Raw genomic sequence first — 20687 nt, forward strand, 5'->3', positions numbered from 1 at the left:
TCCGGCACCCCGGCCGTTACCATCGCCCCTATGCCGCCGCAGGACCACCCCGACCACGCCGAGCCGGTGCCGCCGCACCGACTCCGGGGGGTGCTGAGGTGTGGTACGGGACCATTGGGCCAGCCAGCCAGCCAGCCAGCCAGCCAGCCAGCCAGCCAGCCAGCCAGCCAGCCAGCCAGCCAGCCAGCCAGCCAGCCAGCCCGCCCGGGTGGCCAGGGTGGCCGACTGGGCGGGTGGCCGGATGGGCGGCCGCTGGCGCCTCCGTGCGGTGCGGACTCCCCCGCCGAGGTGCTGTTCGCCGTGCGCTCGGCCACCGCACTGCACCGCCTGCTCGACCTGCTGCCCGTCTTCGAGGGTGACGAGCGCGTCCGCTGCCGCTTCACCCTGGTGCCCGGCTCCGACTTCGCCACCGACGCACTGGCGGCCGTGGACGCCGCCGGGGCACGCTGCGTCCCGTGGGCGGAGGCCCTCGCCGGCCGGCACGACCTGATCCTCACCGCCAGTCCCAAGGGCGCGCTCGGCGGCCTGCACGGGCGGCAGGTGCTGCTCCCCCACGGCGCGGGTTTCAACAAGGCGCTGGCCCGGGAGGGCTCGCCCTCGCTGCCGTCCGGCCTCGACCCGGCGTTCCTGCTCAACGACGGCCGACCCACCGCCGCCCTGCACGCCCTCGCCCACCCCGACCAGGTCGAGGAGCTGGCCGACCGGCTGCCCGGAGCGCGGCAGCACGCCATCGTCGCCGGGGACCCGACGCTCGACCGGCTCCTGGAGTCCCTGGACCGGCGGGAGGCCGTCCGCGCCGCGCTCGGCACCGGCGGGCGACGGCTGGTGGTGCTCTCCTCCACCTGGGGGCCGCAGTCACTGCTCACCCGCCGCCCCGAGCTGCCCGCCGGGCTCGCCGCCCGGCTGCCGTACGACGAGTACCAGCTCGCGCTGGTCGTCCACCCCAACGAGTACAGCCGGACCGGCTCCTTCGACCTGTCCCGGCGGCTGCGCCCCGCACTGGACGCGGGCCTGCTGCTCGCGGCGCCCTACGAGGAGTGGGCGGCGTTGTTGGTCGCCGCGGACGTCCTGGTCACCGACCACGGCTCGGTCGCGCTCTACGCCGCCGCGCTGGACCTGCCGGTGGTGGCGGCCTGTGACGGCGCGGACGAGCTGGTCCCCGACAGTCCGATGGCCCACCTGCTGGCCGCCGTGCCGCGCCTGGAGGGTTTGGAGGGTCTTGGCCGCTCGGGCCGCTCGGACCGCTCGGACCCGCCGGTACCGGTCCTGCCGGAGGGGCCGGGCGGCACCCGGCGGTTCGCCGAGCGGGCGTTCGCGCTCGCCGGGCAGTGCCTGGAGACGCTGCGGCCGGAGCTGTACAAGCTGCTCGACCTCGTCCCACCGCCGTACCCGGTCCGGCCCCGCCCGCTGCCGGTGCCGGTACCCGAGCGCGCTCCGCGGACCCCGGACACCTTCGCCGTCCGGGCGTCCCTCGACGGCGAACGGATCACCGTCGACCGGCTCCCGCCGTGGACGGACCTGCCCTACCACCACCTCGCCGCCGAGTACGGCCGGGCCGGCACCCGCGCCCTCCAGAGCGCCGCCCTGCTGTACCGGCGCGCCGACACTCCGGCGGCGCCGACCGGTTGGCACCACGAGTACCGGACCGCCGCCGACTGGACGGCCGAGGTCTTCGCCGAGTACCCAAACTGCCGCACGGCCGCCGTGGTCCTCTCCCCCACCGCCGGGCTGCTGCGTCGCGACGGGGGCGACCCGGTCACCGTGCACGTGGCCCCCGACCGCTCCGGCGGCCGCATCCGCCGTACCGACCCGGCCGCCGCGCTCTCCGCCGTCCACACCTGGCTCGCCACCCACCCGGACGGCCTGCGCACGCTCCCCGCCGCCCTGACGGCCCGGATCGGCACCGCGACCCACCACCTCCGGATGGAACCGGCCACCGAGGCCGAAGCCGAGCAGCCGGTCTGAGCCGGCGCGGCGAACGGCGAACAGCTGACAGATTTCGACATCTGTTATCCGTCGGCTGTCATCTGTTCCTTGCCGGCCGCCCCGACGGCCCACATCGACATCGCGACCCACGCCCTCCGGCTGGAGCCGACCGCCAAGGCCGAAGCGGAACGGTCGATCTGAGCCGACGCGGGACGAACGGCGAACAGCGAACAGCTGACAGATTTCGAAATCTGTTATCTGTCGGCTGTCATCTGTTCCTCGTCCGCCGCCCCCGCGCCCCCGCTCCGGGCTACCCCCGCAGCCGCGCCGCCTCCGCCCGGTAGCCGGCCGCCTGCTCGGCCTCGCCCTGTTCCTCGTGGAAGTCCGCCAGCGCGTCCAGGACCCGCAGTTCGTCGGTGGCCGACTTCCGGGCGCGGGCGCCGTCGAGGGCGGCCCGGTACAGCGGCGCGGCCTCCGCCCGCCGTCCGGCCGCCCGCAGCGCGGTGGCGAGTTCGAACCCGGTGCGCGAGGTCATGCGCTCACGACGGTCCTCGGTGGCGACCCGGTGCGCCTCGGTGAGCAGGGCGACGGCACGCTCGGGGTCGCCGAGGGCGAGGGCGGCACGGCCGAGCAGGTAGGTCTGGAGCATCGCGCCGTAGGTGTTCCCGATCGCGAGGTGCTCGGCCCGGGCCGCCTCGAAGTCGGGGACGGCGGCGGCCCAGTCGCCCTGGACCGAGGCCAGCTTGCCGCGGAACTCGACGGCGGAGGCGCGGAGTTTGCGCTCCGGCTCGGTGGAGCCGAGGAGCCGGGCCCGCCCGACGGCCACCCGCAACTGCTCGGCGGCCTCCGCGTACCGGCGCTGTTCCCACAGCGGCCGGGCGAGCTGGCAGCGCATCCGGACGACAGCGAGCGGGTCCTCACAGCGGTCGGCGGAGGCGACGCCGAGCCCGAAGGAGTCGATCACGTCGGCGTAGTGCTGGTGGTCGAGGAAGTGGGTCCAGAGCGGTTCGCACAGCGCGACGGCGTCGGCGTCCAGGCCGTCCTCGTACGCGATCCGCACACAGCCGTAGAGGGCGAGGTGCTCCCGCTCCAGCCAGTGCAGGGCCTCCAGGCGGGAGGCGAACGACAGGTCGGGCGCCTCGGCGAGCCCCGGTTCCTCCTCCGGCGGCCGGGCCACCACCAGCCGGGGCCCGGCCGCGACCAGGTCCGCGCGGGTGGCCTGCCGCCGGTACCAGCGGACCAGTCGGCGCCGGGCGGCCGGGACGTCCTCGGCGGCATCCGGGTCAAGGGCCGCCCGCCGCGAGGCGTGCCCGCGGATGAGGTCGTGCAGCCCCCGCCCGTCCGGCCGCGGGAGCAGCAGCCCCGCCTCGTCCAGCTCCTCCAGCGCGCCCTCGGCGTCGGCCACGCCTCCGCCGAGCAGTGCGGCGGCCGCCCCGTCCGTGACCACGGGCCCCGGGTGGTGCGGCAGCAGCCGGTAGAGCCGGGCCGCCTCGGGGCTCAGACCGGCGTACGCCGCGTCCCAGACGGCTTCCACCACGGGCACTCCCTCCCGGTCCAGCGTGACGGTCAACTCGTCGATGAGCCTGCGCAGTTCACGGTTCCGGTAGCGGCTCACCCAGCGGCCGGCGACGTGCAGCGCGGCGGGCAGCCCGGCGCAGCGGCGGGCGAGTTCGGCGGCGGCCTCGGGGTCGGCGGCGAGCCGGGGGTCGGAGACGGTGGCGCGCAGCAGCCCGGTGGCGTCCTCGCCGCCGAGGGGGCCGAGCGGCAGTTCGACGGCGCGGGTGCCGTCGAGGTCGTGGAGACGGCCGTGGCTGGTGACGATGACGATTCCGCCGGCCGAGGAGGGCAGCAGCGGCAGCACCTCGGCGCCGCTGCGGGCGTTGTCGAGGACGAGCACCAGCCGCTTGTCCTGGCTGGCGGTCCAGTAGCGGCGGCGCCGGTCGGCGTAGCCGGGTGGGAGCGCGGCGTCGGGGTCGAGGCCGCGGGTCAGTTCCCCGAGGGCGTCGGCGAGCTCGACGGTTCCGTCGCGCCGCAGGTCGTCGAGGTCGAGGTGGAGGATGCCGTCCGGGCAGCGGTCGTGCTCGCGCAGCACCCGGGCGAGCCGGAAGCCGAGCGCGGTCTTGCCGATGCCGCCCATGCCGCTGAGGGCGACCACCAGCGGGCCGCCGGTCGCCGCGGCCTCGGAGGTGGCGGCGAGGACCTGTTCCTGTTCGCCGGTCCGGTCGGCGAAGTGGGGCAGCTCGGGCGGCAGCTGCCAGGGGACGGCGGGCGGCGCCTGCTGGGTCAGGTTCAGCTGCCCGATGGTGTGCGCCTGGATGATGGCGCCGGCGCGCACCTGCCCGTCCACGCGGTTCGTGTTCTCCTTGGCCACCCGTCAACTGTAGGGCCTGCCGGTCGGTCGGACGCGGCTTGACCCTTTGGGGGTTGACCACCCTTCGGGGCAGGTCTATACCAGTGAGGGCCTTCGGCAACCACTCGCCGCCGACGGCCCGTTCGGCCGGCACGCCGCGGCGTGACCAGGTCCGCCCTCCCCCACCGCCGTGTCCTGGAAAGGCTTCCGATGGAACGCGCTCTTCCCCCACACCGCACCCCACACCGCGCCCCACCCGCGCCGCGGGAACGCCGCCCCCACCGCCCCCACCGCTCCCGCCGGGCCGCGCTCGCCGTGGCGGGCGTGCTCGGCCTGGTCGCCGGCGGTGTCGCCGCGCTGGCCGGCACCGGCTCCGCCGCCGCGGACACCACCGGCCCGGCCGCCGCTGCCGCCGGAGGGCTCGGCAACAACTGGTACGCCTCGGCGCCGTACCTGATGCCGGAGGACAACAGCCCGCCGGACGCCGCCGCCGTCATGGACGCCACCGGCCAGAAGGCCTTCCAGCTGGCGTTCATCCTGGCGCAGGGCAACAGCTGTTCGCCCGCCTGGGGCGGCACCTCCTCGATCGACACCGACACCACCATGCCGGGCGTCATCCGGACCGTCCGCGGCAAGGGCGGGGACGTCTCGGTGTCGGTCGGCGGCTACGGCGGCACCAAGCTGGGCCAGGTCTGCGGCACGCCCGAGGCGACCGCCGCCGGGTACCAGAAGGTGATCACCAAGTACGGCCTCAAGGCGATCGACTTCGACCTGGAGGAGCCGGAGTACGAGGACACCGCGGCCATCCACAACGAGATCGGCGCGGCGCGGATCCTCCAGCAGGACAACCCCGGCCTGTACGTGTCGATCACCACCGCCGGCACCAACGCGGGCACCGGCTGGTTCGGCACCCAGATGCTGAACGAGGCCAAGTCGCAGGGCTTCACGCCGGACAACTACTCGATCATGCCGTTCGACGGCGGCTTCAACGGCGCCGCGGCGCAGACCGACGCGCTGGTGAAGTTCAACCGGATCCTGCAGACCACCTTCGGCTGGAACGAGGCCACCGCGTACGCCCACGAGGGCGTGTCGATGATGAACGGCCGCACCGACGCCGCCGAGTACTTCCACCAGTCCGACTTCCAGACCGTGCTGGACTTCGCCACCGCGCACGGGCTGGCCCGCTACACGTACTGGTCGGTCAACCGGGACCGCCAGTGCGCGGGCAACGTCGACCCGGGACTGTCCGGCTCCTGCTCCAGCGTGGTGCAGAACGACTGGGACTTCACCAAGTACACGGTGAAGTTCGCCGGCGTAACGCCGCCCACCACCCCGCCGACCACCCCGCCGACGACTCCCCCGACCACCCCGGGCAGCTGCACCGCCCCGGCGTGGAGCGCGAGCACCACGTACAACGGCGGTGCCAAGGTCTCGTACAACGGGCACGACTACCACGCCAAGTGGTGGACGGTGAACGAGGTGCCGAGCGCCAGCGGCCAGTGGGGCGTCTGGGCCGACGACGGGCCCTGCTGACGGAACGACCGTCGGTGCGGCGGGGGCCCGGGCCCCCGCCGCACCGACAGGACGCGGGGCGTCACTCGCCCGCGAACTGCTCCCGCAGGTCCGCCAGGATCTCCGCGGCCTCCGGCAGACCGACCGCCTCGCAGCGCGCTATGCCGGCCGTCAGCCGGGCCACCGCCGCGTCCGTGCGGCCGAGGTCGCTGCCCTCGATCAACGCGGCCAGCCGGACGGCCTCAGCCCGCGGCGACTCGGCCTGCCCGCCGCCCGCCTCGTACTCCGGGATGGCCCGCTCGACCTCGGCCAGCGCCTCCTCGTGCCGCCCGGCGACGGCCAGCGCGCGCGCCCGCTCGTAGTGCGAACCACCGCGCAGGTACCAGGAGTTGTACTCCGCGCCGGCCCGCTCGGCGGCCTCGCCGATCGCGTCCGCCTCGGCCAGCAGGGCGAGCGCGGCCGAGAGCCCCTCCTCGCCCTTGGCCCGCGTCGTCAGCCGCACCAACTCCCGCAGGGTGGCGGCCATCTGGTCCACCTGGGGGGCCTTGCCGTGCGCCTCGCGGGCCCGGGCGAGCGCCGCGTCGGCGGCGTCCCAGCGCTCGGCCCGGGCGAGCGCCACGGTGGCCTCGCAGGCGACCATGGTGTGGGTCTCCTGCTCCTCCCAGCCGGCCACCTGGTCGGCCAGCCGCAGGTACTCCTCGGCGGCGTCCCGGTACTCCTCCAGCTCGGACAGGCCCCGGGCGAGGTCCAGCCGGGCCTGGGCGAGCATCCGGCCGTCCAAGCGGGCCGCCGACGCGTCCAGCAGCACCGACTCCAGCACGGCCACCGCGTCCGCCGGCCGGCCGGTGTCGCGCAGCACGTCGGCCAGCTGCAGGCGCACCTGGGCGGCCTCCTCGACCGCCTCGGCGCCCTTGCGGTCGTAGCGCGCGGCCGCCTCCGACAGCGCGCGGACCGCGCCGCCGAGGTCGCCCACCCGCAGGCAGGAGTGGCCGAGCATCATGTACGTCGGCGCGAACGGGTAGGAGTCGTCGCCCCAGCGGACGGCCTCGGCCAGCGCCCGGTGGAACACCTCGACCGCCGGGCCGGGCTCGTCGCTCTGCAGCAGCACCTGGCCCAGCAGGCCGAGCACCCGCGGGGTGTGCCAGGGCAGCTCGGCGGCGTCCAACCGGGCGAGCACCTCACGCAGTTCGGCCTTCGCCTCGGCCATCCGGCCCGCCCGGGCGGCGGCGTCCGCGGTGTACTGCCGGGAGGTGGCGGCCCGCCGCTCGGAGCCGAGCTCCACGGCCGCCCGCCGGTACGCCCCGACGGCCGCCTCGAAGCGCTCGGCCACCTCGGCGGCGGGCTCGGGCAGCGCCTCGACCAGGTCGTGGTGGGCGGCGTAGGCGCGGGTCTGCAGCACGATCAGGTAGTCGTCGTCGGTCAGTTCGCCGCCGGCGCGCAGCTCCTCGGCCCGGACGAGCGCCGCGTCGAGCGCCGCCCAGTCGGGCCTCCGGGCGCCGCTGCCCTCGCCGTCGCCGTCACCGTCACCCTGGACGTCTCCGTCGACGTCGCCGTCGCTCTCGTCCAGGTCCGCGATCAGCGTCCGGGTGCGGCACATCAGCGCCGCCCCGGCCAGCCCCGCCTCCTCGAACAGGTCGGCGGCGGCCAACAGTCCGGCCTTGCCCTCGGCGTACGCGTCGCGCTGGAGCGCCTCGTGGGCGCGCTGCTCGGCGAGTTCGGCGCGCAGCCGCTCGGGGCCGCCCAGCTCGGCGCTCTCCGGATGGACGAAGCCGGCGGCCCCGACGCGCTCGGCGACCCGCTTCCACAGCCGGTCGGAGTCCGGGTGGCCGAGCACCTCCAGCTCGCGGGCACGCAGCACCAGGGCGGTGAAGTCCTCCGGCTCCGGCTCGACCGCCCGGCGCGGCGCGGGGGCGACGGCCGGGGCGGCGGACAGCCCAGGCGCCGCGGCGGCCCGCACGCCCAACGCCAGCGGCTCGGCGAGCAGCGGCTCGGCGGCCAGCCGGGCGCGCCGCGCGGCGCCGACCGCGTCGGTGCCGTTGCGGGCGTCGAAGCGGGCGGCCAGGGCGTCGGCCTCGGTGCGCACGTGGGCGAGCAGGGAGTCCACCGTCCAGGTGGTGCCGGCCGGGCCGCTGACCGCCAGGTCGCCGTGGCCGGTCCGGGCGAGCCGGCCGAGCAGCACCTCGACGCCGGTCAGGAAGTCCAGCAGGGCCGCCGGGTCCCCCGTGACGGCGAACAGGCCGCGGTTCTCGGCGAGCAGCTCCAGGCCGCGCGGCTCGTTGCCGGACAGCGCGCAGAACTCGACGTGCAGGCCGAGGGCGCTCAGCATCGAGGCCTTGCCGCGGGAGTTGCGGTAGCCGGCGAGGTGGCCGGAGACGGCCTCGTCCAGCCGGCCCTGGCGCAGCTGGGCGAGCAGCGCGGTGGCCTGGCTGAGGTGGGGCTCCTGCTCGCAGCCGCTGCGGCCGTCCAGCACCGGGGCGAGCACCTCCAGTGCCCGGGCGTCGTCCCCGGCGGCGATGAAGTGCCGGGCTCGGGCGCGGGTCTCGCAGGCGTGGCAGTCGCTCAGCTCGGAGCGCGGGCGCGCCGCCCACAGCTCGTAGGCGTCCTGCACCCCGGTGCCGGTCTGTACGGCCAGGTGGTAGCGCTGGGCGTAGTAGGGCTGGAGGTCGTGGCCGGCCGCGCGGTAGCGGTCGCGCAGCTCGGTGTGCCAGCGCCGGATCGCCGCGAGCGGGACGTCCGGGGTGTCCTTGAGCGCGTCGGCGACCCACTTGAAGCGCCAGAGCACCTGGTGCCGGGACCATTCACCGAAGCCGTCCGGGTCGGTGTCCCAGAGCTTGAGGATGCGGGCGAAGACGACCGGGCTCTTGCTGCGCTCGCCGTCGTACTCGTAGGCCTCCATCAGCTCCAGCAGGGCCATCGAGCGGACCCCGGTGTCCTCGAACTGTTCGGCGGCGTCGACGAGTTCCTCGGCGGTGACGGTCCTGGTCCGGCCGTACGGGCGGGCGTCGTTCTCGCGCAGCGCGGCCATCACCGCGTCGGGGGTGTCCAGCATCACGCCTCCTTCTCGCCGTCGGACTTCTCGACGCCGGACTTCTCGACGCCGGGGGAACCCGCCGCGGCCGCCGCCTCGTGGCCGAGCATGGCGTGGTCGAGCAGGCTGATGAACGAGCGGTTGAGCAGGGCGGACTCGCTGGCCTTGAGCGGACGGCGGGTCATCAGCACGGCCTGCCCGTACAGCGCCTCGACGGCGGTGACGGCCAGCTCGCGGCTGGTGACGGTGGCGGCGCGGCGCACCAGCGGGTTGAGGTGGTTGAGCACCAGCTGGGCGCGGGGCGCCTCGGCGCGCAGCGAGCCGAGGATGTCGGCCCACAACCCGTCGGCCTCGTCGGCGAGTTCGGCGCGGGTGCGCTCGTGCCTGGCCTCCCGGTTGTCGAGCAGCAGGGCGGGCGCGTTGGTCGGGTGGAAGCTGCGCAGCGCGACGTCGCAGTCGAACCGGCCGACCACCTCGCGGGCGATCGTCAGGAAGGCGTTGGCGGCCAGTTCGGCGGCCGGGTCGACGGTGTCCAGGTGCGCGGTGACGGTGCCCGGGTCGAGGTCGGAGACGGAGACCCCGGGGCGGATCTCGGGCAGCCGGTGCACCAGGTCGTGGTCGTAGGTGTAGCCGCCGTTGACCACGCCGAGTCCGGCCGCGCCGGCGATCGGGGCGACCTGCCGGAACTCCTCGACCGTACGGGTCACCAGCACCACCGGGTGGCTGCGGGCGAACTCGTCCAGGGTGACGTTGCCGTCGGTGGTCTCGAACGGCAGCCAGGGCAGCATCATCCGCAGCAACTCGTCGTCGTAGCGGGCGAGTTCTTTGACGGCCAGGTGGTGGACGGACAGGAAGCGGTGCAGCAGGGCGGGGTCGCTCGCGGACAGGCCGGTCAGCCAGTCGCGGATCCGGGCGCCGAGCGCGTCGCGGACGGCGGCCAGCGTCTCGTCGGCGTACAGGCCCTCGCGGGAGGCGGTGGGGCGCAGCCCGTCGGTGTCGACGACGCAGCGGACGAAGAACGCCCAGTCCGGCAGCAGTTCGTCGGCCTGGTCGGAGAGCAGCATGCCCTTGAGGTGCACCCGGTGGCCGTTGCGGCGCGAGGGCGGGGCGGCGTCCGGCAGGACGTACGCGACACCGCGCAGGCCGACCAGCGGCAGGTCCAGCTCGATGGTGTCGAGCGGGGTGAAGTCGAAGGCCGCGCGGCAGTACTCGGTGAGGGCGTCGCGCCGGGCGATCGGGGAGGCGTGGCGCTCGGCCCACGGCGGGGTGCGGTTGATCCGGTGCTCGGTGCCGTTGCCGTCGATAACGGTGACGTCGTGGCGCAGCAGGCTGCCGAAGTCCCGGGCGAGGGTGACGACCCGGCCGGGGCGGGTCCACTCGACGGCGTCGGCGCGCGGGGCCAGCGTGACGGTGGTGCCGGGCTCGGGCTTGGCCGAGGCGGGCAGGGTGCGGATGGTGTAGCTGCCGTCGGAGCTGCCGCGCCACTCGATCGCCGGGGCGTCGGGGGTGGCGGCGGAGCGGGTGACCACGGTGATCTCGTCGGCGACCACGAAGCAGGCGAGCAGGCCGATGCCGAACTGGCCGATGAAGTCGCCGCGGGCCCGGGCCAGTCCGGCGCCGTCGAGCCGGCCGTCGGCGTCGCGCTTGGAGCTGCGGCCGATGGTGGCGAGGAAGGTGTGGACGTCCTGCTCGGTCAGGCCGATGCCGGTGTCGGTGACGGACAGCTCGTCGTCGGCGCGGACGGTGATCCTGGCCGGCGCCCCGGGGTCGAGGGCGCGGCGGGCGGAGATCGCGTCCACCGCGTTCTGCAGCAGCTCGCGCAGGTACACCCGCGGGCTGGAGTAGAGGTGGTGGGAGAGCAGGTCCACCAGGCCGCGCAGGTCCACCTGGAAGGTGTGCGCACTCGTCGGGTTGTCGGTAGGGGACACCGGAGGCTCTTTCGATCGCGGGGTGGATGACGGTGGTGGGCGGGTGGCGGACAAACGGCGGGCGGGTGCCGGCGCCGGGCGGGTGCCGGTGCCGGGCGGGTGCCGGCGCCGACGTACGGCTCAGCGCCAGTACGACGTGCAGCGGTCCCGGTGGGCGCGGAAGGCCTTGACCGGATCACGCGACAGGTACTGCCACGGCGACTCGGTCACGAAGCCGTCCAGCGCCTCGAACAGCAGACGTGCCGTCTTGGGCTGGCCGGCGAGGGAGAAGGCCATCGCGAAGGCGTTGAAGCTCGCCTGCCAGCCGCGCACCGGCGTGAAGTCGGGGTGCAGGACGGACCGGAAGGCCGCCTCCTGCAGCTCGCCCACCACGGCGGGGCTGGTCAGGTACGCGCCGTCCTCGCCGTCCGGGAGGGCCAGCCAGTGTTCCAGGTGTGCGCGCGCCACCAGCTCGCCGAGCTGGCTGCCCTCGGGGGCGGCGAGCATCGCGGTGCGGGCGAACTCGTGCATCTCCTCGTGCGAGCCGCCCCACTTGGCGCTCAGCTGCTGCAGCCGGGTCCGGTGCGAGCCGGCGTTCCCGGGCGCACGGCGCACGGCGGCCTCGAAGCGGACGGTGGCGACGTCCGCGCCGAGCGAGGCTCCCATGGCGCTCCTCTGCAGGAAACTCCAGGGGGCGTGCCAGGACGGCTCGCGCTCGGCGGCCTCCAGCAGCTGCTCCTCGGCGGTGTCCAGCCGCTCGTGGAACACCTTCCAGCGCTCCTCGGTGACGTCCTTGGCGCGGGCGCCGGTGCGGGCCTCCCAGCCCCAGACGACGTGCCGGGCGCCGGACAGCACCAGCAGCAGCGCGTCGTCCGGGGTGTCGGCCAGCGCGCGGGCCGTCCACTGCTCGACCCTGGGTACGTCGGATATCGCCCCGACCAGGAAGGACAGGTCGGCGCCGTCGGCGGCAGCCAGCACGGGGCGCAGCGCGGGCCAGTCCCCGGCGGCGGCCTGGCGGAGCGCCAGGCGCGCCGTCTCGTCCCCGTACGTCGGGTCGAGCCGCGGCTCGCCGGCACCGGCCGCCGCGGGCGATCCGGTGCCCCGGCGACCGAAGCCGAACCCGCGCCGCCCGGCTCCGCCCTGCGCGCCCTCCCCACCGGAACGGCGTCGGAACAGCGGCATGTCTGGCCCCCTCGAACGTCATCGGAATCTTTCACATGACCGAACAGTGGCCACGAGATAGGTACATTTGGCTTCCTCCCGTGCTAAGGCACAGGGGTTCCGGCCGCCCGTGCCGCACGGGGGTTTCGCCCTGTGCGTGTACGCGTCGCCGGTGGTTGGCGCTTCTCGGACCGCCTCGTGGCGAGGTCTCCACGCCCTGACACCGCATGCCCTGCGGCGTTGAGGATGTTCTTCGCGGCGTTCACGTCAGCATGGTCCCCGTGCCCGCAGGCCGTGCACTCGAAGACCGCTTGGCTCTTGCGGTTCTTCGGATCCACATGCCCGCAGGCATGGCAGGTCTGCGATGTGTACGCGGGATTCACCAGCACCACGCGGGTGCCGGTGGTACGCGCCGCGTTGCGCAGCGCGACTTCGAACAGGTGCCAGCCCTTGTCAAGGATGACCCGGTTCCCGGCCGGAAACCGGAACGACGGCAACCAGCGGGCCTTCGACCGCCACCGAACCCTGAACGTCCCGTGCTCGCGGCACGCCCGATCCGGATCCCGCAGGGTCTGCTGCAACACATGCGACGGCGCATCGGCCGGCCACGGGAACTCCCGCTTCGCCTCCGCCAGCTCGGCGGCCTGCGACACGTAGTCCATCCACGCACCCCGCCGCCGATACTCCCGTCGCTGCTCCGACGCGGTGTTCCACACCACCCGGCAGACGTCGCCGAACAGCTCACACAACCCGACCTGCGCCGAGTCGAGCACAAGCCGGTATCGACGCCCGGACAACATCGCGGAACACCCCCCTTCTGCAGCTGTGATCAATCTAGTGCATGTCACTGACAACGCAGCGACTCGCGCCGCTTCACGGCTTCGGCTGGCGGAGAGCCGACTTCAAGCCGAAGCAAGGGGTCTGCGCTCAATTCAGATCGAGGTCGACTGACATCCGTTTGCCCAGCCCAGCGCGCTGCGTGTGCGGGGAGGGAGCCTCAGCCCGCGGCGAGCCCGGCGTCCGGCGTCTTCCCGGCCTGCGCCTGCTCGATCCGCTGCACCAGCATCACCGCGAACCGCCGGGTGGCGGCCACGTCCACCGGACCGCCCTCGCTGGTCACGCTCGCCACCACGGTGCCCGAGCGCACCACGATGCCGACGCCCTCGCCCTCGGCCAGCGGCCCCTGGAAGGCCTGGCTCTCGCTGCCCAGCGCCGGGGTGTCGACCTTCCTGAACGGCCCGGCGGCGTACGAGGCGTAGTTCTCCTTCAGCCGCTGCGCCGCCGCGTCCCGGCTGGGCAGGGTGTCCACCAGGAAGCGCACGACGACGTCCCCCGAGGAGTACCGGACCGACCCGCTCAGCGGCTTTCCGGCGCAGGAGGCGGCCGCGGCGCCGGCGCAGGTGACCTTGTGGTCGGCGGTGTCGACCCTGCGCTTCTCCTCCTCCCACCCGGGCATCGCCCTGGCGTCCGGCAGCACCTGTCCGACCACCTTGTCGTCCAGCAGCGCCGCCTCCAGGTCCCCGTGCGGCGCCTCGGCGGCCGGGGCGGGTGCGGGGGCCGAAGCGGAGGCGGCCGCCGGGGGCGCCCCGGGGGCGTCGGCGCCAGCCGGGGCGGACCCGGGTGCGGCCACGGCCGCCGAGGCCGTGGGCGCCGCCGACAGCGCCGCCGCCGGACCGGACGCGGCCGAAGCCGCCGTCCCGCCACGGCTGTCGGACCCCCCGGAGGAGCACCCGGTCAGCACACCCGTCAGCACCCCGGCCGCCGCCACCGCGGCGAGCACCCGCCGACCACCCATCCCCGTCGCCTCCCCAGTCCTGTCAGTGACTGCTCAAGATAGCCGCAGCCCGTCCCCCGAACGCCGGTGGGGCGGTGACCGATCGGTCACCGCCCCACCGCACTGCCGTGTCGTCCTGCCCTACCGGTGGGTCAGACCGCCGGGACCGGGAAGGTCGGGTACTCGACGCCCGAGATGTACTGGACGACCCGGATCACCTGGCACGAGTAGCCGAACTCGTTGTCGTACCACAGGTAGAGGATCGCGTTGTCGCCCTCGACCTTGGTCGCGCCGGCGTCCACGATGGAGGCGTGGCGCGAGCCGATGAAGTCGCTGGAGACGGCGTCGGGCGAGTCCGTGAAGTCGATCTGGCGCTTCAGCGGGGACGTCAGCGAGACGTTCCGCAGGTACTCCAGGACGTCCTCGCGGTTGGTCTCCCGCTTCAGCTGGAGGTTGAGGATCGCGATGGAGACGTCCGGCACCGGGACGCGGATCGAGCTGCCGGTGATCTTCGCCTCGAGGTCCGGCAGGGCCTTGGCGACGGCCGAGGCGGCACCGGTCTCGGTGATCACCATGTTCAGCGGCGCCGAGCGGCCACGGCGGTCGGCCTTGTGGTAGTTGTCCAGCAGGTTCTGGTCGTTGGTGAACGAGTGGACGGTCTCCACGTGGCCGCGGACCACGCCGTACTCGTCCTCCATCGCCTTCAGCGGCGGGACGATGGCGTTGGTGGTGCAGGAGGCGCAGGACAGGATCTGCTCGTCCGGCTTGATCGTGTCGTGGTTCACGCCGTGCACGATGTTCGGGACGTCGCCCTTGCCCGGCGCGGTCAGCACGACCTTGGCGATGCCGGGGCGCAGGTGCTTCGACAGGCCCTCGCGGTCGCGCCAGCGGCCGGTGTTGTCGATCAGGATCGCGTCCTTGATCCCGTACTCCGTGTAGTCGACCTTGGTCGGGTCGTCGGAGTAGATCACCGTGATCTCGTTGCCGTTGGCGATGATCTTGTTGTTCGCCTCGTCGACGGTGATCGTGCCCTGGAACTGGCCGTGGATGGAGTCACGGCGCAGCAGCGAGGCGCGCTTGACCAGGTCGTCACCGCCGCTGTTGCGCACGACGATGGCCTTCAGCCGCAGGCCGTTGGCCGAGGCCTTCTCGACCAGCAGGCGGGCGACCAGACGGCCGATGCGGCCGAACCCGTACAGCACGACGTCCTGCCCGGACCGGCACTCCAGCTTGTTCTCGCCGGTGGCGCCGACGACGGCCCGGGCGGTGAACTCCGCCACCGACAGGCCCCGGTCGTCCGCCTTGTAGGTCGAGGCGAGCATCCCGAGGTCGATCTGCGAGGGGCCGAGGTCCAGGGCGGTCAGGGCCTCCAGGAACGGCATCGTCTCGGTGACCGAGAGCTCCTCGCCGGCTATCTGCCGGGCGAAGCGGTGCGTCTTGAGGATGCTGACCACCGACTTGTTCACCAGGGACCGGCTGTGGAGCAGGACGGTGACGTCCCGCTCCCGGTGCAGGCGCCCGATGATCGGGATCATCGACTCCGCGATCTCCTCGCGGTTCTTCCAGTCCGTGAACACGTCGTCGTTGACAGTCACAAGTCCATCTTTCGAGCTGAGGGTGTTGCCCACATGGTAGCTTCGCCCGCCCGCGCCCCGACCGCCGGTCCCCGCCCGGCCCTCCCCGTCCACGCCCCCGACCTGCGCTTTCGCCCCCCGCCCCGCCCCCGAAGGTGATCACCGCCACCCCGCAGGGGCCCCCGCCGGACGGCCCGCCGCGAGTGATCACCGGGGCCAGTACAGTGAGGCGCACTGCCCGGCCGCGCGGACGGGCCGGGAGCGCGAGGGGGGCCGGGGTGGCGACGCTGGGCATGCACCGGGACTTCCTGATGGAGTTCGCGGCGCTGGAGAAGCCGGTGCAGCGGCGGGTCTTCGAGACCTTCGAGAAGTTCACCGGGGCCACCCACACCGGCGTGCACCTGGAGAAGCTCACCAACCAGCGGGACCCACGGATCCGGACCATCCGGATCACCGACTTCTGGCGCGGGGTCGTCCTCAAGGCCGACCGGGGCGACGGCTACCTGCTGCTGAAGGTCCTTCCGCACGACAAGGCCAACGACTGGGCCGCCAAGCACCGGGCCTCGGTCAACGCCGCCACCCACGGCGTCGAGATCCGCAACGACGTCGCGCTGGAACGGGCCTCCCGGTCGCTGAGGGTGCTGGCCGCCGACGAACCCCGGAGGCTCTTCGCCGACCGTTCCGACAAGGTCCTGCGCAGTCTGGGCGTCGACGAGGAGATCCTGCCGATCATCCGGCTGCTCCCCGACGAGGCCCACCTGGAGGCGCTCCACCGCGTGCTGCCGGAGCAGCAGTTCGACGTCCTGATCGGCCTCGCGAGCGGGATGGAGCCGGCGGAGATCGACCGTGAGATCGTCCAGGCGTACGCCCGGGCGGCCGCCCCCACGAGCGTCGAGCAGCCCGCCGGCGGTCTGGTCTCGGCGATGGCCCGCGCGCGCGGCCGGGTCGCCCTGGTGTCCGGGCCCGAGGAGCTGCTGGAGATCCTGGAACGCCCCTTCGACGCCTGGCGGATCTTCCTGCACCCGGCCCAGTACCGGGTCGCCTACCGGGAGTCGTACAGCGGGCCGGCCCGGGTGACGGGTGGTCCCGGGACCGGGAAGACGGTGGTGGCCCTGCACCGGGCGTACCACCTGGCACGCCGGTTGCCGCAGGACGCGCCTGACGGATCGATTCTGCTGACCACCTTCTCCGAGGACCTCGCCGCGGAGCTGGAGCGCTGCCTCGCACTGCTCGTCACGAACGAGCGGATCCTGGCGAAGGTCCGCGTGGTCACCGTCGACGCGCTGGCCGAGGAGGTCCTGCGGCGTTCCCCCCGCGGCGCCCCGGCGAAGGTCCTCTTCCAGCAGCACGCGGTCCTCGCCCGCTGGGGACGGGTCACCCGTCGGCTCGGCGCCGAGTTCACCGACGTGTTCCTCGACCAGGAGTGGCGCCAGGTCGTCCTGGCCCAGGCGATCGGGAGCCACGAGCAGTACCTGCGGGCACCGCGCTCCGGCCGCGGCAAGGCCCTCGGGGCCGCGGAGCGGACCCGGCTGTGGCGGGTGGTGGCCGCGTTCGAGGAAGAGCTGCGCCAGGCAGGGGAGTTGACGTACCTCCAGGTCTGCGCGCAGGCCGCGCGGGCCCTCGACGACCAGGACGCCCGCCCGTTCCGGCACGTGGTGATCGACGAGGCGCAGGACCTCCACCCCGTCCAGTGGCGGTTCCTACGCGCGCTCGTGGCCGTCGGGCCGGACGACCTGTTCCTCGCCGGCGATCCGCACCAGCGGATCTACCGGAACAAGGTCTCGCTGCGCTCGCTCGGCATCCAGGTGGTCGGCCGTTCCTTCCGCCTGCGGATCAACTACCGGACGACGCAGGAGATCCTCAGCTGGTCCGCGTCCCTGCTCACCGGCGAACGCCCGGACGACATGGACGGCGGCGAGGACTCGCTGGCCGGCTACCACTCGACCCTGCACGGCGCGCACCCCGAGGTGTTCGGCCACCCCGACCAGGCCGAGGAGATCCGGGCCCTCGTCGCGCGCGTCGAGGAGTGGACCGCCTCGGGCGTGAGCCCGGCGGACATCGGAGTCGCCGTGCGCACCGCCCGGCTCGGCCGCGACATCGTCCGGGCCCTGGAGCGGAGCGGGACGCCGGCCCACCTGCTCGGCGACGCGCCCTCCCCCGGTGTCCGGGTCGGGACCATGCACCGGATGAAGGGGCTGGAGTTCCGCTGCGTCGCCGTGGCGGGCGTGAGCGACGGAATGCTGCCCATGCCCAGCGCGGTCACCCCGCAGGACACGGACCCGCTGCAGCACCGCGAGGACCTGGACAGCGAGCTGAGCCTGCTCTTCGTGGCGTGCACGCGCGCGCGGGAAGCCCTCTTCGTCTCCTGGCACGGGGCACCCAGCGACTTCCTCGAACCGGTCGTCCCGGCACACTCGCCGGCCCGGTGACCCGCGCGGCCGCGGGACTGCGGGACCGCGGGAGCACAGGACCGCGGGTGACGCTCGGTGAGGCGCCGAAGGCGGTCGATCCGCCCGGAAGTTGCCCCGGTCCCCGTCGGGTGGGGTAATGGGAGACGGCCGGTGTTCGAGCGTTGACGAGCAGCCCCGGGAGCTTGGGATGAGCGGTGGGCCGGAACCGATCAGTGCCGAGGGTCTGCGCGCGGTGCGGGAGGAGTTGGCGCAGCTGCGGGTGGAGCGGGGGAAGGTGGCCGCGACGCTGCGCGGGGTGGAGCCGACGGGGGACCGGGCGGACGCGGCGGACGAGTTGCAGCGGGCCTCGGAGGTGACCCGGCTGGACCGGCGGATCACCGAGCTGGAGACGCGCCTGCGGGAGGCCGAGGTGGCCGGGGAGCCGTCCACGCGCGTGGTCGGGGTGGGGTCGACGGTGACCGTGCGGTTCGGCGACGGCACGGAGGAGACCGTCGAGATCTCGGAGTTGGCGGAGGAGCGGGACCTCACCCTGGTCACCTTCGACAGCCCGCTCGGGAAGGCGCTGCTGGGCCGCCACGCCGGGGAGACGGTGCACTACGAGACTCCGGCCGGCGCGGACAGCGCGGTGGTGCTGTCGGTGGGCGACGCGGCGTAACCCGGGCGGAATCGCGGAATTCCCGATCGCCCGTCCGGGACATTCCTGGAAGGGCGTTCGGGAATTCGCCGATAGGCGCCGCCTATCGGCTCACAGGAATTGCCTCTTTGACGCTCCGGGACGACGGACCACACACTGGACCTGCGGAAATCCAGGAATGGCCGGAAAGTCGGGAACGGGGCAGAACAGCGCATGGGCAGTACCGATGAAATGCCCGTGCCGCACGCCGCCGGCCATTGGATCCCGGCGGCCGCCGCCGTCGCCGTCGCCGCCTGGGGCGCCAATCAGTTCACGGCGCTGGCCTCCGTGTACCGGGCCCGCACCGACTGGTCGGCGCTCTCGCTGGCCGCGATGTTCTCGGTCTACCTGCTCGGCCTGGTGCCCGGTCTGCTGCTGGGCGCACCGGCCGCCGACCGCTACGGACGGCGGCGGACGGTGCGCGGCGCGCTGGCCCTGTCCGCCGCCGCCAGCGTGGTGCTGGCCCTGCCGGACGAACCGTCGGTGTACGCCGCCCGGCTGGCCACCGGCTTCACGGCCGGGCTGGTGTTCCTCGCCGGGACGGCCTGGCTGCGCGAGCTGTCCGGGCGCGGCGTCCCGCCCGAGCGGAGCGCCCGCCGGGCGATGTACGCCACCGGTACGGGCTTCGCGGCGGGTGCGCTGGCCTCCGGGGTGATCGCCGAGTGGCTGCCCGCCCCGACGGTGCTGCCCGGTCTCGTCCACGCGCTGGGCTGCCTGCTGGTACTGCGGGCCACCCGCGGGCTCCCGGAGACCGTCCGCGGCCACGGCACCGGACCGGTGCGCGGCACGCCGCCGCCCCACACGGCCGCCGTCCGCCACCCCCGGTTCCGCTACGTCGTCCTGCCCGCCAGCCCGGCCGTGCTCGGCGCCGCCACCGTGGCGTACGTGGTGCTGCCGCCGCTGGTCGCCGACCGGGTGCCCGGCTACGCGCCGCTGTTCAGCGGTCTGGTCGCGGCGCTGACCCTGGCCACGGGCGTGGTCGCCCAGCCCTTCGCGGCCCGGCTGGACGACGTGGACAGCGCCCGGGCCACCCTCACCGCGATGGCCACCGTGATCGCCGGACTGCTGCTCGGCGCCCTCGCCGCCGCCCGGGACTCGGTGGGCCTGGTGGTGGCCGCCGCCGTCGTCCTCGGCACCGGGTACGGGCTGACGCTCGGCGCGGGGCTGCACGAGGTGGAGCGGCTGACCCCGCCCGCCTCCGGGCCGACCTCCGCCTCGCTCTACCAGAGCACCACCTCCAGCGGCTTCCTCACCCCGCTGCTGCTCGCCGGCACCGCCGGCCACGCCTCCTACCCGGCGCTGCTGGCGGGCATGGCGGCCGTCGGCCTGCTCTGCCTGGCCGTCACCGCGGCGCACAGCCGCCGCCACCTGCCGGACCCGCCGGAGCCGCGCACCGCCGTCAGGAGGGAGGATTCATCCGTACAGACCTGACGCAGAGCACACCGAGGAGCCGACGAGCATGGGCCGAGTGACCGTACCCCGCAGAGTGCTGCGCCTGCGCCAGGGCACGCCGTCGTACCGCCCCGACACCCTGGCGGCCGAGGAGCCGATGGAGATCCGGGTCGGCGGGCGTCCGCTGACGGTGACCATGCGCACCCCCGGCAGCGACTTCGACCTGGCGGCCGGCTTCCTGGTCAGCGAGGGCGCGGTGCACGCCGCCGAGCAGGTGGCCGGCATCCGCTACTGCGCCGGCGCCACCGGCGACGGCGGCAACACCTACAACGTGGTGGACGTCCTGCTCGCCCCCGGTGTGCCCGCGCCCGACGCCTCGCTGGAGCGCAACTTCTACACCACCTCCTCCTGCGGCCTGTGCGGCAAGGCCAGCCTGGACGCGGTGCGCACCACCGCGCCGTGGAGCGTCGCCGAGGACGGGCTGCGGGTGACCCCCGCGCTGCTCTCCGCGCTGCCCGACCGGCTGCGCGCCGCCCAGAAGGTCTTCGACAGCACCGGCGGCCTGCACGCGGCCGGGCTGTTCGACGCCGACGGGCGGCTGCTCTGCCTGCGCGAGGACGTGGGCCGGCACAACGCGGTGGACAAGGTGGTCGGCCACGCCCTGCGCGAGGGCCTGCTCCCGGCCCGCGGCACGGTGCTGATGGTCAGCGGCCGGGCCTCCTTCGAGCTGGTGCAGAAGGCCGTGATGGCGGGCATCCCGGTACTCGCGGCGGTCTCCGCGCCGTCCTCGCTGGCCGTGGACCTCGCCGAGGAGAGCGGGCTGACCCTGGTCGGCTTCCTGCGTGGCGACTCGATGAACGTCTACACCCGCACCGACCGCGTCGACACCGACGGCCCCTCGACCGCCGGTCCCACGACCGCCACCGCCACCGCCACCGCCACCACCGTCCCCGGCACCGCCGTCCCCGGGATCAAGTAG

Annotated in this window: 13 protein-coding genes; 6 read left to right on the forward strand and 7 right to left on the reverse strand. The window is 74.2% G+C overall.

Annotation, left to right across the window (positions count from 1 at the left end):
- The first annotated feature begins 300 nt into the window (after positions 1–300).
- Positions 301–1965 (forward strand): translation initiation factor 2, encoded by a 1665-nt coding sequence (locus tag ACIQ87_RS03140; protein ID WP_402400692.1) that lies wholly within the window; start codon positions 301–303, stop codon positions 1963–1965.
- Positions 1966–2236: 271 nt separating this feature from the next.
- Here the strand turns inward: ACIQ87_RS03140 and ACIQ87_RS03145 are convergent, their stop codons facing one another.
- Positions 2237–4297, reverse strand: a complete 2061-nt coding sequence (locus ACIQ87_RS03145; RefSeq protein ID WP_402400694.1) for an NB-ARC domain-containing protein — start codon at positions 4295–4297, stop codon at positions 2237–2239.
- A gap of 189 nt (positions 4298–4486) precedes the next feature.
- Between ACIQ87_RS03145 and ACIQ87_RS03150 the strand changes: the two genes are divergently transcribed.
- The gene (locus ACIQ87_RS03150; RefSeq protein WP_402400696.1) at positions 4487–5809 is read left to right on the forward strand and encodes a carbohydrate-binding protein; all 1323 of its coding nucleotides are present in this window, start codon (positions 4487–4489) and stop codon (positions 5807–5809) included.
- Between the two features lie 61 nt (positions 5810–5870).
- Here the strand turns inward: ACIQ87_RS03150 and ACIQ87_RS03155 are convergent, their stop codons facing one another.
- From ACIQ87_RS03155 to ACIQ87_RS03180, 6 genes are all read right to left on the reverse strand, one after another.
- Positions 5871–8837 carry a hypothetical protein gene (locus ACIQ87_RS03155; protein WP_402400699.1) on the reverse strand — a complete coding sequence of 989 codons (2967 nt, stop codon included), beginning with the start codon at positions 8835–8837 and terminating at the stop codon, positions 5871–5873.
- Positions 8837–10744, reverse strand: coding sequence for an HSP90 family protein (locus ACIQ87_RS03160; RefSeq protein ID WP_402400701.1), 1908 nt, complete (start codon positions 10742–10744; stop codon positions 8837–8839). Before ACIQ87_RS03160 ends, ACIQ87_RS03155 begins: the two co-directional genes overlap by 1 nt.
- 120 nt (positions 10745–10864) lie before the next feature.
- On the reverse strand, positions 10865–11905 hold the full coding sequence (locus ACIQ87_RS03165; RefSeq protein ID WP_402400704.1) for a hypothetical protein: 1041 nt from the start codon (positions 11903–11905) through the stop codon (positions 10865–10867).
- 83 nt (positions 11906–11988) lie between these two features.
- Positions 11989–12684: a zinc ribbon domain-containing protein gene (locus tag ACIQ87_RS03170; RefSeq protein WP_402400707.1), complete on the reverse strand. Its 696-nt coding sequence runs from the start codon at positions 12682–12684 to the stop codon at positions 11989–11991.
- A gap of 197 nt (positions 12685–12881) precedes the next feature.
- On the reverse strand, positions 12882–13679 hold the full coding sequence (locus ACIQ87_RS03175) for a hypothetical protein (RefSeq protein ID WP_402400710.1): 798 nt from the start codon (positions 13677–13679) through the stop codon (positions 12882–12884).
- Positions 13680–13810: 131 nt separating this feature from the next.
- Complete coding sequence (locus ACIQ87_RS03180) at positions 13811–15253, reverse strand: glyceraldehyde-3-phosphate dehydrogenase (RefSeq protein WP_402400712.1); 1443 nt, start codon at positions 15251–15253, stop codon at positions 13811–13813.
- Between the two features lie 257 nt (positions 15254–15510).
- On the opposite strand from ACIQ87_RS03180, the gene ACIQ87_RS03185 reads away from it, so the two are divergent.
- The 4 genes from ACIQ87_RS03185 to fdhD all read left to right on the forward strand — a co-directional run bounded on the left by ACIQ87_RS03185 (position 15511) and on the right by fdhD (position 20687).
- Positions 15511–17661, forward strand: coding sequence for a UvrD-helicase domain-containing protein (locus ACIQ87_RS03185; RefSeq protein WP_402400715.1), 2151 nt, complete (start codon positions 15511–15513; stop codon positions 17659–17661).
- 169 nt (positions 17662–17830) lie between these two features.
- Positions 17831–18298 carry a GreA/GreB family elongation factor gene (locus ACIQ87_RS03190; RefSeq protein ID WP_402400718.1) on the forward strand — a complete coding sequence of 156 codons (468 nt, stop codon included), beginning with the start codon at positions 17831–17833 and terminating at the stop codon, positions 18296–18298.
- A gap of 192 nt (positions 18299–18490) precedes the next feature.
- Positions 18491–19747 (forward strand): MFS transporter, encoded by a 1257-nt coding sequence (locus tag ACIQ87_RS03195; RefSeq protein WP_402400721.1) that lies wholly within the window; start codon positions 18491–18493, stop codon positions 19745–19747.
- 28 nt (positions 19748–19775) lie between these two features.
- Positions 19776–20687, forward strand: coding sequence for a formate dehydrogenase accessory sulfurtransferase FdhD (gene fdhD, locus ACIQ87_RS03200; protein ID WP_402400724.1), 912 nt, complete (start codon positions 19776–19778; stop codon positions 20685–20687).

Source organism: Kitasatospora sp. NPDC096204, from assembly GCF_044763205.1.
Lineage (GTDB): Bacteria > Actinomycetota > Actinomycetes > Streptomycetales > Streptomycetaceae > Kitasatospora.